The 16,003-nt window shown below is 41.7% G+C and carries 15 protein-coding genes; 8 read left to right on the forward strand and 7 right to left on the reverse strand.

Translation table 11 applies throughout. The annotated features are described in order from the left end of the window. Positions 1-13: 13 nt before the first annotated feature. The 7 genes from ACYSNU_RS14950 to ACYSNU_RS14980 form a co-directional block, all read right to left on the reverse strand. Positions 14-1,726: a glycoside hydrolase family 65 protein gene (locus ACYSNU_RS14950; protein WP_461737997.1), complete on the reverse strand. Its 1,713-nt coding sequence runs from the start codon at positions 1,724-1,726 to the stop codon at positions 14-16. Continuing rightward, positions 1,726-2,571, reverse strand: coding sequence for a PIG-L deacetylase family protein (locus ACYSNU_RS14955; RefSeq protein WP_461737998.1), 846 nt, complete (start codon positions 2,569-2,571; stop codon positions 1,726-1,728). Before ACYSNU_RS14955 ends, ACYSNU_RS14950 begins: the two co-directional genes overlap by 1 nt. A gap of 2 nt (positions 2,572-2,573) precedes the next feature. Next, on the reverse strand, positions 2,574-3,419 hold the full coding sequence (locus ACYSNU_RS14960; RefSeq protein ID WP_461737999.1) for a carbohydrate ABC transporter permease: 846 nt from the start codon (positions 3,417-3,419) through the stop codon (positions 2,574-2,576). Further along, the gene (locus tag ACYSNU_RS14965) at positions 3,416-4,318 is read right to left on the reverse strand and encodes a carbohydrate ABC transporter permease (RefSeq protein ID WP_461738000.1); all 903 of its coding nucleotides are present in this window, start codon (positions 4,316-4,318) and stop codon (positions 3,416-3,418) included. Before ACYSNU_RS14965 ends, ACYSNU_RS14960 begins: the two co-directional genes overlap by 4 nt. A 160-nt stretch (positions 4,319-4,478) precedes the next feature. Beyond that, positions 4,479-5,762: an ABC transporter substrate-binding protein gene (locus ACYSNU_RS14970; protein ID WP_461738001.1), complete on the reverse strand. Its 1,284-nt coding sequence runs from the start codon at positions 5,760-5,762 to the stop codon at positions 4,479-4,481. 291 nt (positions 5,763-6,053) lie between these two features. Beyond that, positions 6,054-7,271, reverse strand: a complete 1,218-nt coding sequence (locus ACYSNU_RS14975) for an anti sigma factor C-terminal domain-containing protein (RefSeq protein ID WP_461738002.1) — start codon at positions 7,269-7,271, stop codon at positions 6,054-6,056. Further along, positions 7,252-7,755, reverse strand: a complete 504-nt coding sequence (locus ACYSNU_RS14980) for an RNA polymerase sigma factor (RefSeq protein ID WP_461738003.1) — start codon at positions 7,753-7,755, stop codon at positions 7,252-7,254. Before ACYSNU_RS14980 ends, ACYSNU_RS14975 begins: the two co-directional genes overlap by 20 nt. A 192-nt stretch (positions 7,756-7,947) precedes the next feature. Between ACYSNU_RS14980 and ACYSNU_RS14985 the strand changes: the two genes are divergently transcribed. From ACYSNU_RS14985 to ACYSNU_RS15020, 8 genes are read left to right on the forward strand one after another with little or no spacing between them, the layout of a single operon-like run. Continuing rightward, entirely contained in the window at positions 7,948-8,793 is an 846-nt protein-coding gene (locus ACYSNU_RS14985; RefSeq protein ID WP_461738004.1) for a YitT family protein, read from the forward strand. Between the two features lie 17 nt (positions 8,794-8,810). Next, entirely contained in the window at positions 8,811-9,530 is a 720-nt protein-coding gene (locus ACYSNU_RS14990; protein ID WP_461738005.1) for a GntR family transcriptional regulator, LSA1692 subfamily, read from the forward strand. A 13-nt stretch (positions 9,531-9,543) separates the two neighbouring features. Beyond that, on the forward strand, positions 9,544-10,857 hold the full coding sequence (locus ACYSNU_RS14995) for a Sapep family Mn(2+)-dependent dipeptidase (RefSeq protein ID WP_461738006.1): 1,314 nt from the start codon (positions 9,544-9,546) through the stop codon (positions 10,855-10,857). Between the two features lie 16 nt (positions 10,858-10,873). Beyond that, a complete protein-coding gene (locus ACYSNU_RS15000; RefSeq protein WP_461738007.1) occupies positions 10,874-11,827 on the forward strand; it encodes a N(4)-(beta-N-acetylglucosaminyl)-L-asparaginase in 954 nt (317 codons plus the stop codon). A gap of 34 nt (positions 11,828-11,861) precedes the next feature. Beyond that, positions 11,862-13,205, forward strand: coding sequence for a PTS sugar transporter subunit IIC (locus ACYSNU_RS15005; RefSeq protein WP_461738008.1), 1,344 nt, complete (start codon positions 11,862-11,864; stop codon positions 13,203-13,205). Positions 13,206-13,217: 12 nt separating this feature from the next. Beyond that, positions 13,218-13,739, forward strand: coding sequence for a GrdB-related putative oxidoreductase (locus tag ACYSNU_RS15010; protein ID WP_265459802.1), 522 nt, complete (start codon positions 13,218-13,220; stop codon positions 13,737-13,739). A gap of 18 nt (positions 13,740-13,757) precedes the next feature. Next, the gene (locus tag ACYSNU_RS15015; RefSeq protein WP_461738009.1) at positions 13,758-14,819 is read left to right on the forward strand and encodes a M42 family metallopeptidase; all 1,062 of its coding nucleotides are present in this window, start codon (positions 13,758-13,760) and stop codon (positions 14,817-14,819) included. Positions 14,820-14,830: 11 nt separating this feature from the next. After that, positions 14,831-15,910 carry a M42 family metallopeptidase gene (locus ACYSNU_RS15020; RefSeq protein WP_461738010.1) on the forward strand — a complete coding sequence of 360 codons (1,080 nt, stop codon included), beginning with the start codon at positions 14,831-14,833 and terminating at the stop codon, positions 15,908-15,910. The last annotated feature ends 93 nt before the right edge of the window (positions 15,911-16,003 follow it).

Genomic DNA, 16,003 nt, shown 5'->3' on the forward strand with positions numbered 1-16,003 from the left:
CAGCATATAATTATCATCTTGCAGGTAGATTCCCTTTTTCTTTGTCCATTGGAAAATACATATTATCCGCAATCAATTTCCAATTTGCCAGCTCTTCCTCAGTGAGCCCCAGCTTCTCAATCAACTGCTGATACGCTTCTGATCGATTTACTGCCATCAGCTTCAATGCCTCTAAAGCATCATAAAGATTTTGCTGAGCCATCAAGTTTGTGTAGAAATTATTATCAACGATTGCGTTGTACTCATCTGGCCCGGTTACCGCACAAATACAATATTGATTGTTACGGTATTCAGAAAAACTCCCGACGTCTGCCCATACTCGAGCTGTTTCAGCTAATACTTCACAGCCTTCTGCAAATAAGAAATCACTGTTTCCGGTGATTCGATAATAGTGCATAAAAGCATAGGCAATATCTGCATTAATATGATACTGAGCAGTTCCTAAAGGAAAATAGGTCGAAGCCTCTTGCCCATTAATCGTTCGCCAAGGATACAATGCCCCCTTTTGATGACCGAGAATCCGAGCTCGATCACGAGCTTCTGGCAGTGTATGATACCGATAACTCAATAATTTTTGAGCGATTTCAGGATTCGTATAAGTGAATAATGGAAGCATGTATATTTCTGTGTCCCAAAAATAATGTCTTTCGTATCCTTCACCGCTTAAGCCTTTTGCCGGCATCCCCCGTAGACCGTCTCTTCCAGCATGCTGAAAAACGTGGAACATGTTAAATCTCAGGCCTTGCTCTGTCTCTTCATCTCCAAAAATTTCAATTGCCGCATAATCCCAAAATTTTTGAAAATGCTCAGCTTGTTTCTCAGCGTAAAATGAATAGTCTAACTCTGTTGCTTCAGCTAAAGTCTCTTGAATAAAATTCTTAAAATCAGTTTTTTCCAAGTCTTGGTTAGTAACATACGCCAGTGCTTTGGTAAGTCTTATGGTCTGCTGCTCTTTACCTTGTGTGGTATACGTTGCCTCACAGGATTCTTCAATTACATTTGCTTCACCAAGAGTAGGTTGGTTAAACATAATACTGCAACCACAGCCAAGGGATAACTGGCTATGTTTTGTTGTCCCTTGATAATACATTAAATTATCTGAAAAACTCACCTGTTTATGTTGCAGCCGCTGCCCAAAGGGACCATAGTCAACTAAGGGATTTGTCTTGCGGGTATGATTTTGAATTTTGCCGTCAAGTTTCAGATGGAAGTTGATTTCGCCGGAAAAATTCAAAGGGGTTACTTCATAAAGCTGGAACATCAAATGTTTATTTTCCAGCGAAACCAATTCTTCATAATGGATTTGGAGTTCTCTTTGACTAGGAGAACGCCATACAATATCCCGTGAGACAATGCCGCGTTTCATGTCAAGCTTACGTTCATAGCTGATAATGTCTCCAGTAAATAAATCAAATAACTCATCTTCAATACTCACGCCAATTTTTTTCATATTCGGAACATTTAGAAGACTCTGACTCCATTCAGGAAAACCATAATTCCATTCTCCGTAACGGACTTGGTCGCTATCGTAAAAACCATTGATAAAATTACCTTCTAATCCCTCATCAATTGTAAAAGGGTAGCTTTCCGCCAAAGTACCACGAGTGCCAATATAGCCATTCGATAATGAAAAGGTTGTCTCATTGCGATAATTATTTTTCGGATCAAAGCCAATCTCTCTAACTATCCATGGCTCAACTGGATAAATACGTTGTTGTTTTTTCACTATTTAACCCCCACTTCCCAAAATATTTCCTCATTTTTAACAAAGGCAGACAGATACGCTGCATCATCAGGTTTCATTGCTGTTACATGACTGGCTAATGCTTGTGCCTTTAAATTTCCAGCAGGTTCAGCTAACATCTCTGGTAGCATCGGAAATACCTTGCGCTCACTCCATATGAAGTCAGTTTCTGCTAGAGTTTTTGGTTCAGAAAAAGCTAATTCATGATGATTTCTTAAAGGCCAGTTGTCATCTCCATCGAAAGAATGAACAATTCCAGTATAGACAGTTGGTGAATAATCAGGAATTTCTGCTAAGGCGTCCTGTAAAAACCAAAACAATCCAACATGATCACCATGCAAATCATATTCTGAAGTAGTAAAAATAGCATCTGCTTGCTCGTTCATAAGAATTTGTTTTAAATCTTCTTTGAAGGTTGTTCTCGTATACATGCCAGCTTCACCTGTCCAAAGCTCATGAAAAGAATCATTTCCAATAGGTCCATATGTAGAGCGGCCCGCTTTTCCATCATGAATAGCATAGGCGTCTTGTTCTAAAAATAAATTGTATAAAAAGCTATTACCATAGGACATCCCAGTGTCTGGGTAACCCATAAAAATTAGTTTATTCTCAGAAAGTCCCAACAACTTACAAGCCGCTATACTTTCTAACATTCGCTTTTTCCCGATTTCTCGATGCGGGGCGTCATAGTCCCCGGTTGTTGCTAGAACAACTTTTACTTGCTTGTTAAGCTGCAGCCCTTGAAAAATTATTCCACCACTCAACAGCACCTCATCATCAGGGTGAGGCATTAAAATTAAGATTTTTTTGAACTGTTCAAGTGTCATCATTAGCCCTTCACTGCTCCTGCTGAAACACCGGCAATAATATATTTTTGCATGAACAAATAAAAGACTATTAATGGTGCAACCCCTAACATCATCATTGGGAATAGTGCTGTCCAGTCGGTTGAAAACTGCCCAATATTACGGGACACTTCCTGCAAAATAACACCTTTATCTCTTGTTTGTAAAAATAATAATGGTGTCATAAATTCATTCCATACATTTAAAGTGGTGATAATTGCCACAGTTGAAATAACAGGCGTCAATAACGGAAATACTATTTGGAAAAAGCGTCGTAACACACCGGCGCCATCCACTTCAGCGGCTTCTTCCAACTCAATTGGAATAGTCGATTCGATAAATTCTTTAAAAAGAAAAATCGCCTGTGGTAAATTAATGGCGATATTTACAAAAATGACTGCCGCAAGTGAATTCATCAAACCTAGCATTTTAACGACTTTATACAAGCTCACGATGTTCATTTGGAAGGGAACTACCAATCCAGCAATGAAAAATAAGAAAATGCCATTAGAAATTTTGGTTTTACTACGGGCTAAGGCATACCCCACCATACTAGATAAAATAATCAATATTACTACTGAGCAGACTGTAATGATTAGAGTATTGCCAAACGCCCGCGGAAATTCCATCTTTTCCCATGCGGAAGTATAGTTAGAAAATAACCATTCATGAGGCAAACTTAAAGGATTATCAGTTGCATCCTTGGCAGATTTAAAGGTAGTGACGAGCAGATAGTAAATTGGAATGAACCAAATTACCGCCAGAACTATCATGGATATTTCCAGACCAAACAATTTCTTTTTTGATTTACTTTCTAGTCCTGAGTTCATCGTATTGCGTCACTCCATTTCTTCATAAGTTTATTTACTATAAAACTGATAATCATAACAATCACAAAGAAGACAACCCCAAAGGCAGCCCCTGTGCTATAAAAGCCCTCAGAGATCCCTCTTTTCATCATAACTGTCATCACAGTCTGAGTAGCATCACCTGGACCGCCGCTAGTCATCGAATAAATGATATCAAAGACCTTCAAACCGCCGACTAATCCGGTAATGACAACAATTTTCACTGATGGCGCCATTAAAGGCAGTGTGACTCTGAAAAATTTTTGTAAGGCTGAGGCTCCGTCAATTTCAGCAGCTTCATACAAGTCATAGGGAATACTTTGCAAATTGGCTAAGAAAATCACCATACCCCACCCGGTCCATTGCCAAATTTGTGTAAAAAGAACTGAGTACAAGGCATTATCTGCGGAAAAGAAATTGATTGGTTGCATCCCTAAACTGGTTATTAAGTTGTTGATTAAACCATAATTGGAACTGGACATTAAGTAACTCCACAAGTAGCCGATAATCAGTGGACTAAATACCGCTGGGAAAAAAAATATTGCTCTCAATGCGTTACGTGTTCTTAGCTTTTGATTCAATAAAACAGCTAAGGGCAACCCTAATACTGTCTGCATGCCTGTCATGATGATGGCGTAGATGATTGAATTTTTAATCCCGGTCATCATTAAGGGTGTTTGAAAAACTTTAATATAGTTTTTCAAGCCCACAAAGCTTAAGTCTGTCGGATTTAAATCTGTGTAATTAGTAAAGCTGTAGTAAAAAGTTGCCAAAAAAGGAATAATACTAAAGATGGCATAGATAGCTAGTGCTGGCACTAAGAAAGCATACAAATAGAAGCCTAGTGTTCCGTAGGCTGGTTTCCTTATTTTGTTTAGCAAGATGGACGCCTCCAATCTAAAATTTGAAAAGCGGCTGTCTCACAAGCAACCGAGAGATTGAATCCTTAAGTAGTGCTCAATCTCAGCTATTTAGTAAATAATCGGAAATTTACCATCGACTGCCTATGCTACAACCGCTTTTCCACTTGCTCTGTTTTATTTAATTACCAGATTTTTCTAATAGCTCCTGTGCCACTTTATCAACATTCGTCAACATATCAGCAATTGATTCTTCATCTAATAAATATTTTTGCATTTCTGTACCGTAATCTTTATGAATATCACCGATGCTGCCCCATTCTTCCCAAGGGCAAGCGACCCGACCGGCATTAATCGTTTCTTTTACGCCATCATATTCTGCAGGTAACGGGAAGTCTGCATCCTTCAAATAAGAAGAGCCACCTTCATTGTTTTGCCATAACGCTTCTTGGCCTTCTTTAGATGCGATTGCCTCTACTACTTTCATGGCAATGTCTTTGTTCTTAGAGTTTTTATTGACAGCAAAGCCAGCACCCGGTCCACCCACTAACCAACCTTCATTGCTAGTAGTACCATACCAAGGCATCATATCAAATTGTAAATCAGGATTTTGCGACTTGATTGCTTCCACATCCCATGCTCCTGATGCAAACATCGCCGCTTCACCAGTTGCAAACTCTTTCAATGATTGGTCATGGTCAATTCCTGTTTGCTCCTGAGTATAAATTCCTGCCTCAATCATTTGTGACCATTGTTCGATGTAAGGATCCCAATTACCTTCTAAAGTTGTTTCACCTTCTCGGTACTCTTCATTAAAGTTTTCTCCAGCTGGTTTAGATAAGTATTCAGCCTGTACAAAAGCCATTGAGCTCTTTAAAAGAGGTTCCCAAGATTTTAGCCCCGCTGCTAATGGTAGAATATCCTTGTCTTGCAGTGTTTGGCAAACGGCGATAAATTCATCAAAGGAAGTCGGAATTTCAACGCCGTTCGTTTCAAAAATTTCTTTATTATAAAAAAGTCCTTCAAACCAGCTGATGCCTGGTACTGCATAGGCCGTTCCTTCATAAGTAAATGGTAGAATACCGTTTTCAGTATAATCTCCGGTTAAACTAGTTACATCTTCAATATAATCTAACCGAGCATGCTTCAAAGCAGACGCTGGTGTTTCACTGATAATGTCTGGCCCCTCGCCAGCTGCCAATTGAGTATCAATAATTGTACTGTAATTGGTATTGTCAACGAATTGAAACTCAATTTTTGCTTCTGGAACTTCTTCCTCCAAATAAGCCAATAATTCCTTAACTGTGTCTTCACTATTCCAATAAGTTAACCGAATTGTTTGCTGCTCACCAGAGCCTTCTGAGCTAGAACTGCCACTACCACTATCTGAAGTACCACAAGCTGTCAATGTTCCAAGCAATAAACTTCCAGCAAATATACCCGTCATTAACTTTTTAAACTTCATCTTCTTTTCCCCCTAAATTTTATTCCTTACAATGTTATTGTAAGCGGATACATATTTTTTGTAATTAATACTTTTCTTTGAAAAATTGACTTTTCTTTCGAAGTAATATAAAACTTAAAAAAATCCACTAACTTCTCTTTTCTGATTGATTAAAAAGAAGCAGAAAACTGAATACATCCAATTTTCTACTTTTCACTACTTTATATTTCTTTTGGTTCAAACTAGCTATAGAATCTCTTGGTTTTTGTCAACTAATAGAAATTAGAATCAATTTGCTTCTTCTATCTCTTTTTATGAATTCATAAAACACTGACTAAACAGCTCTGTCCCCAAAATCTGTGTATCCAACACTTGGTCTGACTTCACAATTTCCCGATAGCGTTCGGTGGTTGCCGACAAATAAATGCCGGTTATTTTTACATCATTTTCTTCAATATAATCTAAGGCCTGTTGCAAATATTCAGTAGATAAAGGCGTTGCCTGATTTTGCTTTTCTAATAAGTCATGATTGTCTAAAAGATATCGCAAGCAGGATGTAAAATGTTCTTTAAAGTCCTGCCGTAGATTAACGTCTGTCGCCCCAGCCTCAGTGCTCGGCAACAGATGAGGATATTTTCCATTTAAATCTGTGAGATAAGAACTGCTAATGCCAATATAATTGGCAGCATAATCAAAGGTCGCAAACCAGTTGAATCCCAGTGGCAGTCCATCGCTATCGCCGATGTCCACGCTAAACCAGTTCACACGATAATCGGTGTCACTGAAAAAACTTTCTGTACCAAAAATCTCCTGGACTTCCCCAAGGCTCAGTGGTGTAGCAAAAGTCAGTCCGCCGGCGATTTCGCTAGTCGCCGGTAACGCTGTAAGTTTTTCGAGAGTTTGTTCCTTGTTTGCGAGAAATAATTGCCGACTCTCTTCACTCAGATTGCCGGTAACGCCAAGCAGACCGCTGGCGGCAGGCAAACTGCTGCTGGTTTCCCCCACTTTTCCCCGCACAATTTCAAAAGTTTCTTGATTGTTTGAAAGGGGGACTGCTGGCAGATTGGTCTGATATGTTTTGGTGACAGCATATTTTCCAATGCCATTATGCTGATAATCAACCGCTGCTAGATGATACAAAGGACTCGTCACCTCCGTCTGAATCGCCGCCACAATATTATAAGGAACGACTTCTTCATGAACTACTTTTTCTGTTGGATTGAAATAGAAAAAATTGGTCAATGGGAAAATCAGCCACTGCAAAACCGCGAAAACAACGAGTAAAATCCCAGCTACCCCTAACCCTAATCGTAAAAATTTACGATTGACTTGGCGTTTCAATTTTTTTGAATCGACTGTTTCTGCCTCAGTCAAATTCGGCAATTCAAAGGCTTCGCCAGCTTCTTGCTCCAATAAAACCTCCTGCAGAGCAGCAAATTCTTTTAAGCGTTCCTCCACATATTTTTTCTCAGCAGCAGTAGCTTCCCCCCGCTGATATTTTTCCAATAAATCAGTTAACTTTTCCGTCATCTGTTAACACTCCCTTCAATTTGCGGCGGCTGCGATGGAGCAGCACCCGCACCTGCCCTGGCTTTAAGCCTAAGTATTGGGCAATATCGGCTGTTGACCAATGTAAAAAATAAAAGAGCAAAATAATTTCACTTTGGGGTGGTTTCAAATCGTTGATTGCCTGATAGAGCTGCTGATAGTTTTCCTTTTGAAGCAACTGCTCATCTGCTGACTGAAATAGTGGCGACTTGGTTTCTGTCGCCTTTTCTAGCGGCAACAGCTGCCAGCGGCGATTTTTCCGCTTCAAATCAATAAAACGATGCTTAACCACTGCAAAGAGCCAGAATTTCATATTTTCAGGCAACACTTCTTGCATCGCCAACTGAAAAAAAGCATCACTGACTAGCTCTTCAGCCCCATAATTATCTTTGGTAAAGGAGCGGGCATATAAAAATAGTTCCTTAGCATACAACTGATACAACAATTCCAATTGTGAACTTTCCATCCCACTCCCCCTTCACTTTATATACGTTTGACGTTGGATAATGTTACAGCTTTATAAAAATTTTTTTATTTTTATTATAGCAAGAGTAGCCTTCACATTTTCTCTTCCACAAAAAAATTTAATAAACAGTATATACAAAATAGTATATACTAGTTATAATGAACTTGAAAAAATCAACGGGAGATCAGTGCTATGCCAAAAGCTAATTTTTCAAAAATGGGAATTGCTTTATTGTATGCGGTGCTATCATCGATTGCCTTAAACTTTTTTTGGTTGTCTGGCAACATTTATGCAAACGGTATCACGGGCTTATCGCAGTTGTTGTCCGTCAGTTTAAATCACTTTGCTGATGTACAGCTGTCGATTCCCTTGCTCGTTTTAATTTTTAATCTGCCACTATTGATTGTCGCGTGGTTTAAAATCGATAAAGAATTTACCTGCTATACAATTTTTGCGGTTGTCATCACCTCATTTGTAATGAAACTTATTCCGCCGCTTGTGATTACTACCGACCCTTTTATCTGCGCATTATTTGGCGGCGTGCTCCACGGAATTTCGGTGGGCATTACGTTAAACAGTGACTTTTCAACTGGTGGGTTAGACATTATCGGCATCATCGCCCGCAAATATACCAAACAAAGCATCGGTTCTGTTTTTATTGTTTTTAATGTCTTGATTGAGTTTGCGGCGGGCTTTTTATTTGGTTGGCAGTATGCTTTTTACAGTGCCTTTTCGGTTTTTATCAGCGGCAGGGTGGTCGATTATGTCAACGCCAAGCAGCAAAAGGTTCAGCTATTAGTTGTTACGCAAAAAGCGCCACAGTTGGTGCCGAATATCCAAGAAAAAATTTCTCGGGGCATGACGATTGTCAATGACGTTGAAGGGGCCTTTGACCACGAGTCCCGCAAAATGCTGATTGTCGTAGTTTCCAAAAGAGAGCTAGCGGCCGTTAAAGCAATTATTACGCAAACCGACCAGCAGGCATTTATCAGCATTGCTTCCGGTGTTGCTACCAATACTAGTTTTTTTGAATGGTAAAAAAAGGATGGATTAGGATGGAAAAATTACCGAGTTATCAACTCGTTGCGAAAGAAATTGAAGAAAAAATCAAGACAGGCGTTTACGTCAGCTCGCAAAAGCTGCCTTCAGAATACGATTTGGCCACTGAATTTGCTGTCAGCCGGCTGACTGTGCGTAAAGCGATTGATTTTTTGATTCAGCAAAATTTGCTTTTCAAAATGAAGGGCAAAGGCACCTACGTGATGCAGCCGAGTGAAAAATATCAAAGCGGCAAATCCGGTCTAGTCGGCTTTACCGAGTCGGCGAAGGCCTTTGGTAAATCTTCTAATACAAAGGTTTTAGTTTATGACCAAACACCACAAGCGCCACAAACTATTTTAAATGCTATGCAATTGACCAAACAAGGTGATTTGGTCTATATCGAGCGGCTACGCTCCTTTGATGAAGAGCCGATGACAATTGAACATTTATACGTGAAGAGCAGCACTGTCAAAGATGTTACCAAGGAACAGTTAACGAATTCGCTTTTTGAACTAATTGAAAAAACTGTTGAGATTGCCTATTCCCATCAAGAGGTGGAGGCCATGCTAGCTGACCAAGAGTTGGCGAAGCTTTTGCAAATCAAAAAAAATGATCCTGTACTAAAAGTTAATTCGATTGCCTATTCTGCCACGGCAATTCCGATAATTTACGATACTTCCTATTACCGTGCTGACAAATATACTTTCAAGAACACCTTAATTCGTAATCATTAAAGGAGACGTCACAATGAATGAACTGAATTATCAGCAGCTGATTCAAGAGCATGCTGCAGAATTTTTGACAGATTTAAAAAGTGTCCTGCAGATTCCCAGCGTTAAAGGACCAGCCGCTACCGGCGAGCCCTTTGGTTCAGGGCCGCGGGCAGCTTTAGAACAAACGCTAAAATTGGCAGAGAGCTACGGATTCCAAACAAAGACCATCGGCGATGCCGTTGGCTATGCCGCTTTTGGTGAGAGCAGTGAATATATCGGAGTCGTTGGGCATTTGGATGTCGTGGCAGCCGGCAGCGGTTGGGATTATCCCCCCTTTGATTTAAGCGAAGATGTCGAAAATTTTTATGGACGGGGCATTTTAGATAATAAAGGTCCGATTCTCGCCTGTCTGTTTGCTTTGAAACTTTTGAAGGACGCCGGCTTTCAGCCTAAACGGCAGATTCGCATTATTTTCGGAACGGACGAAGAAAGTGGTTCGGCAGATTTACCGCTCTATTTAGCGGAGGAACAGCCGCCGATATTTGGTTTCACGCCGGATGGTAAATATTCAGTTGTTTACGGAGAACGAGGAGTTGTAAATTATCAATTGAGGACTGCTTTTTCTGAAAGCGCTCTTTCTGACCTTGATGCTTTTAACGGCGACCAAGCTCGCGACCACGTCCCCGATGAACTAACTGTCACCTATCAAGGAAAAACTTTTTCTGCAGTTGGTAAACGAGCCCCTTCAAACGCCCCTGACTTAGGCTTAAATGCCATAACACTTTTGGCCGAAAAATTATTAGATGAAGCGGCTTTGCCAGCAGAAGTTGAAACGTTTTTTTCTTGGCTTTACACAAGTTTCCATCAAAAGCACGCCGGCGAAGGCTTGAACATCGCCTTTGAAGATGCCGATTCTGGTAAATTGATGATTACGCCTTATCAGCTGCAAAAAGATGGGAAGCAGCTAGTCCTAGATTTTGCCGTTCGTTATCCCGTAACTTTTTCTGAAGACGATGTCACAGCTGGACTTTTACAAGTGATTCCAGAAAACAGTCAGCTAAACGTCACTCGCCGCATCAAAAGTCATGTGATCCCTAAAGAAGCTGCCGGCATTCAGATTCTGTCACGAGTGTATGAGGAAACTAGCGGTTTAGATGGGACGCCGGTGACAACGACAGGAGCCACTTATGCCCGCTCAATGCCAAATATTGTCGCCTTTGGTCCATCATTTCCCGGACAAAAAGGCATTGCCCACAATAAAAATGAGTATATGGCGAAAAAAGATTTATTTTTAAATATGGAAATTTATCTCAAGGCAATCTGCGCTTTAGCAGTTGCTGATTTATAAAATTGGAGGAATCAATATGAGTTGGGGAACCATAGCAACATGGCGGATGGCCGATGACGGCGTGCAAAAAGCCGCCGCATTATTAGCAAACCGAGGAACGGCGGGGGACGCTGTCGAGACGGCCATCAAAACCGTCGAAGATTATCCCTATTACAAATCGGTCGGTTACGGCGGCCTGCCCAATGCCCACGGAATTTTAGAAATGGACGCGGCTTTTATGGATGGCGACTCCTTTAAAATTGGCGCTGTCGCAGGTATTGTCGATGTTAAAAATCCGATTTCAGTTGCCCGTAAATTGAGCGATGAAAAATTTAACAGCTTTCGGGTTGGTCAAGGAGCGACCGAGTATGCCATGTTGGCGGGCTTTGAGCGCTGCAACATGTTAACCCCCCGAGCAAAAAAAATCTGGGAACAACGGGTGGAGGAAATTTCCAAACACAATTTAGACCCTTATGACGGACATGATACCGTCGGCGTGGTTTCTCTGGATCAGTTTGGCAAAATGTGTGCCGGTACCTCCAGCTCAGGCTTGTTTATGAAGCAAGCTGGTCGGGTTGGCGATTCACCCTTATCTGGCAGTGGCTTTTACGTGGACAGTGAAGTCGGCGGTGCCGTTGCCACAGGCTTGGGAGAAGATTTGATGAAGGGTTGTCTCTCCTATGAAATTGTCCGCAAAATGTCTGAGGGCTTAGCTCCGCAACAAGCCTGTGACGAAGCGGTCTATCGCTTCCACCATAAATTGAAAAAACGCTATGGCAAAGCCGGTGCCTTTTCGTTAGTCGCCATGAATCCCAAAGGCGAATGGGGCGTTGCCACCAATGTTGAATTTACTTTTTCCGTCGCTGGCAATGGTGAGGACAGCCAGATTTTCATCGCCAACATGGGAGCAGACGAGCAAACAATAATTGAGCCAATTACCCAAGAATGGCTCGACGCATACGAAAAACGGATTAAGGCACCAATCGATTAATCGTTTAAATAAAATAAGAAAAGAGGATGAAAAAATGTTTAGTAAGTTGGAAAATGTTTTGATGCCAGTTGCCGTTAAACTGGGCCAGAACAAAGCACTGATTGCCATTCGTGATGGCTTTTTAATCACGACCCCTTTGGTAATCGTAGGATCAATCTTTTTATTAATCGCCAATTTCCCGATCACCGGCTGGTCTGAATTTTGGGCGGGGATTTTTGGAACTGGTTGGGAATCTTGGATTACCCGAGTCTCCGGTTCTGTCTTTAATACCGTTGGCTTCTTCTCCTGTCTTGGTACGGCTTATGCCTATGCTCGGGAGAAAAAAAGCGATCCGATTCAAGCGGCGGCTGTGGCAGCGATTGGCTTTTTGATTTTAACACCCAACAAAATTTTTATTGAAGGTGTTGCAGATCCGGTAAGTGGTTTGTCCTTTGACCATCTGGGTACCAATGGGATTTTCGTTGGTTTAGTTGTCGCTTTTGTTTCAGTAATTATTTATTCCTATGCGACTAAAAAGGGTTGGACAATTAAAATGCCTGACGGTGTGCCGCCAGCAGTTACTAAATCCTTTGCCGCTTTAGTTCCAAGTGCGCTCGTTATGATGACCTTCTTCTTAATTAATATTTTATTTGGGATGACTTCCTTTGAAACCGCCCACAATTTTATTTTTGAAGTCCTGCAAACACCTTTGCGGGGGGCCGGTAATACTTTGACAGCGCAAATTATTTACAGCTTAGCTTGTACTATTTTCTGGTTTTTTGGGATTAATGGTCCGGCGGTAGCCAATTCTGTTTTTGCTCCAATCACCAAAATTTTAACAATGGAAAACTTGGATGCCTTCCAAGCCGGCACCACTTTACCAAATATCTTTACCGATCCGTTTTCTAATTTCTTTACCAATTTCGGCGGTGGCGGTTCGACCCTTTCATTAATTATCGTGATGATGCTCTTCTGTAAATCACGGCGGATTAAAGAACTGGGAAAATTATCGATTGTCCCAGGGATTTTTGGTATCAATGAACCGATTATCTTCGGTTTACCGGTCGTCTTAAATCCGATTATCATCATTCCCTTTATTTTGACACCAACGGTTAACCTACTGCTGTCAACTTTTGTTACAAAAATTGGATTGATTCCTTATACGACCGGCGTTTCGCTACCATGGACCACTCCGATTGGTTTTTCTGGTTACTTGAGTACCGGTAGCTTAGTGGCCGCTTTATGGCAGTTTGTTCTGCTGGCTCTTGGCTGTCTGATTTATTACCCGTTCATCAAAACATTAGACAAACAATATCTTCAAGACGAAGCCGATGCGGCAGCGGAAAAATTAGCCGAAGAAGAAATTTCCTTTGACGATATTTCAATCGAAGACTTATAGGAGGTGGCTGACATGAAAATTATTTTTATACTCGATCAAATTCAAGCCGGTTTAGGAGGCGCTGAAAAAGGCGACCAACCCTTGGGCGGCAAATATATGGCGATTGGCTCGGTCCAGATGTTTGAAAATTATCTTGGAGCGGTCAACGGCGAAGTCATGGCAACCTTGTATTGCGGCGATGATTATTTCGCCGCCGATGCTGAAACCAATGCCTTGAAATTAACTGCGATGGTCAAAAAATTAAATCCCGATGTCGTCATTTGCGGTCCTTGTTTTAATTATGATAAATACGGCTTGATGGCCGGCAAAGTGGCAGCGACGATTACTGACAAGCTCCACAAACCGGTGATTGCCGCCATGTCTCAGGAATGTGCCGAAGCGATTGAATTGTACAAAGACCAAGTCGACATTGTTAAAATGCCGAAAAAAGGCGGCACTGGCTTGACGGAATCAATGGAAACAATGCTGAAGCTTTGCCAGCTGAAAGTCAATCAGGAAGACACCACGGCCTTTACTGCTGAATATTGCTATTAAAAGAATCGAGGATAAAAGATGGACTTAGTTGAACAACTGCAGGCTCTGGCCACAACGCCGGGTATTGCCGGCAATGAAAAATATATTTCCCATTTTTTAAAGGAACAGTACACAGCTTACTGTGACGAAATTATTTATGACAATCTGGGCTCCATTTATGCGTTGAAAAAAGGCAGCGGGGCTAGTCAGCTGCGGGTAATGGTCAACGCCCATATGGATGAATTGGGCTTTATTTTGAAAAAAATTAATACAAATGGTACTTTAACAGCTTTGGCGCTGGGGCAATTTAACGACAAAGCCTTATTGGGAACCAAAGTTAACCTAATGACCCGCAGTCAAAAAACTTTCACCGGCGTCATCCTAGGGCAAGACCAAGCTGGCACTGCCTTAGGCAAAACCGGCGATGTGCTCTTGGATTTTGGCTTTATTTCAGAAGCCGAAGCGGCGACTAAGGAAATCATGGTCGGCGATATGATTACTTTAGCAGCTGATTTTTTCACTTCAGAAAATCAGGAAACTTGGTATGCTGCAAATTGGAATGGTCGCTTGGCCGTCAGTCAAACAATTGACATCCTACGGGCATTAGCTGATGTGACTCTGCCTTTTGATTTATATGTCGGCTGTACAGTGCAGGAACAAGTCGGTACCCGCGGCGCCCAAACCGCCGCCAATTTAGTTCAACCTGACTTGGCGGTGATGCTGGATACGCAGCAGGCGTGGGATTATCAAACAGATGCGAATGACCAACAAGGGGTTTTAGGTGAGGGCTTATTACTCACCTACTACGACCCCTCCGTTTTACCAAATCGTTTGCTTTTAAGTGAGCTCCGTCAGTTGTGTGATACAGAAAAAATTGCTTATCAAAATTATTATTCTTTAACTGGCTCTGATGCCGGTTGGATTAATAAATTGCGGACCGGCTGCCCGACTTTATTAATCGGACAAGCTCTGCGTAATTTAGATGCTGGTTTGCAGGTCGCAAGGCAAACAGATTATCAAGCAATCGCCGCTGCCTTAGTTGCCTTCTTGAAAGCCTTGACCCCTGAAAAAATTATAGCTTATCAAGAAGAAAATCGTTAGGAGGCCTCACTATGACAATTCAAGCAATTGACCTTGAGCTCCTGAAAAATTTAAGTGAAGCCGATGGTATCGGCGGCTGTGAACGGGAAGTCTCCCGTGTCGTCAAAAACTACGGCGCACCGTTAGTCGATGAGTATTTTTATGACAATCTGGGCTCTTTGATTTTGCACAAAAAAGGTCCCGGTCCGAAAATTATGCTCTCCGCCCACATGGATGAAGTCGGCTTTATGGTGCGAAAAATTACACCTGACGGCTATCTTTATCTTTTACCTGTTGGTGGTTGGTGGGGCCATGTAATGCCCGCCCAAGAAATGAAAGTCACCACCGCCACTGGTCAAAAATATATTGGGGTTATCGGCAGTCGGGCGCCCCACGGAATGCCTGCTGAAGAAAAAAATAAAGTCTTTGCACCGATGGATTTCTATTTAGACATGGGGGTTAGCAGCGCTGCAAAAATTAACGAGCTGGGAATTGCCGTGGGCGATATGATTACGCCAAATACGCAATTTCGGCAAATGAATGACCCTGAATATTTAATGGGCAAAGCCTGGGACGACAGAATTTGTCTAGGGACAAGCTTAGAAGTGCTACGTAATATAGCGCAATCCGAAATTGCGGCAGATGTTTATTTTGCGGCAACCGTCCAAGAAGAAGTCGGCATTCGGGGCGCACGAACGGCCGTCCATAGCATCAAGCCTGATATTGCGATTGCTTTAGATGTCACCACAGCAAAAGACACTCCCTTTGATAAAGACGGGCTGCGATTAGGTGATGGCTGTATTTTAGCAGTGTTAGATTCCTTGACGATTGCCAATCGTGGTTTACTAGAGCGCATGGAAACAATTATTAAAGAAGAAAATTTAAATGTTCGCTATGACTTTATGACTGTCGGGGGCACCGATGCGTGTAATATTCACAAGGCGATGGAGGGCGTTGTCACCATGACCCTCTCTTTGCCCACCCGTTACATGCACTCTTCCCGTTTATTGATTCACCAAGAGGATTATCGGCAAACCATTCAGCTGTTGGTGGCCTTTATCCGTTCCTTGAGCATGAAGGATGTAGCAGCCTTTAAAGAAACACTACGTTAACCATAAAAAAGCAAGCCGCCTCTTTGAAACTTTTCTCTAGATTGCTGTTCTAGCTTTTTAGAAAACTTTTCAAAAAGCGGCTTTGATTTTCTG

Source organism: Enterococcus sp. LJL120, assembly GCF_054871765.1.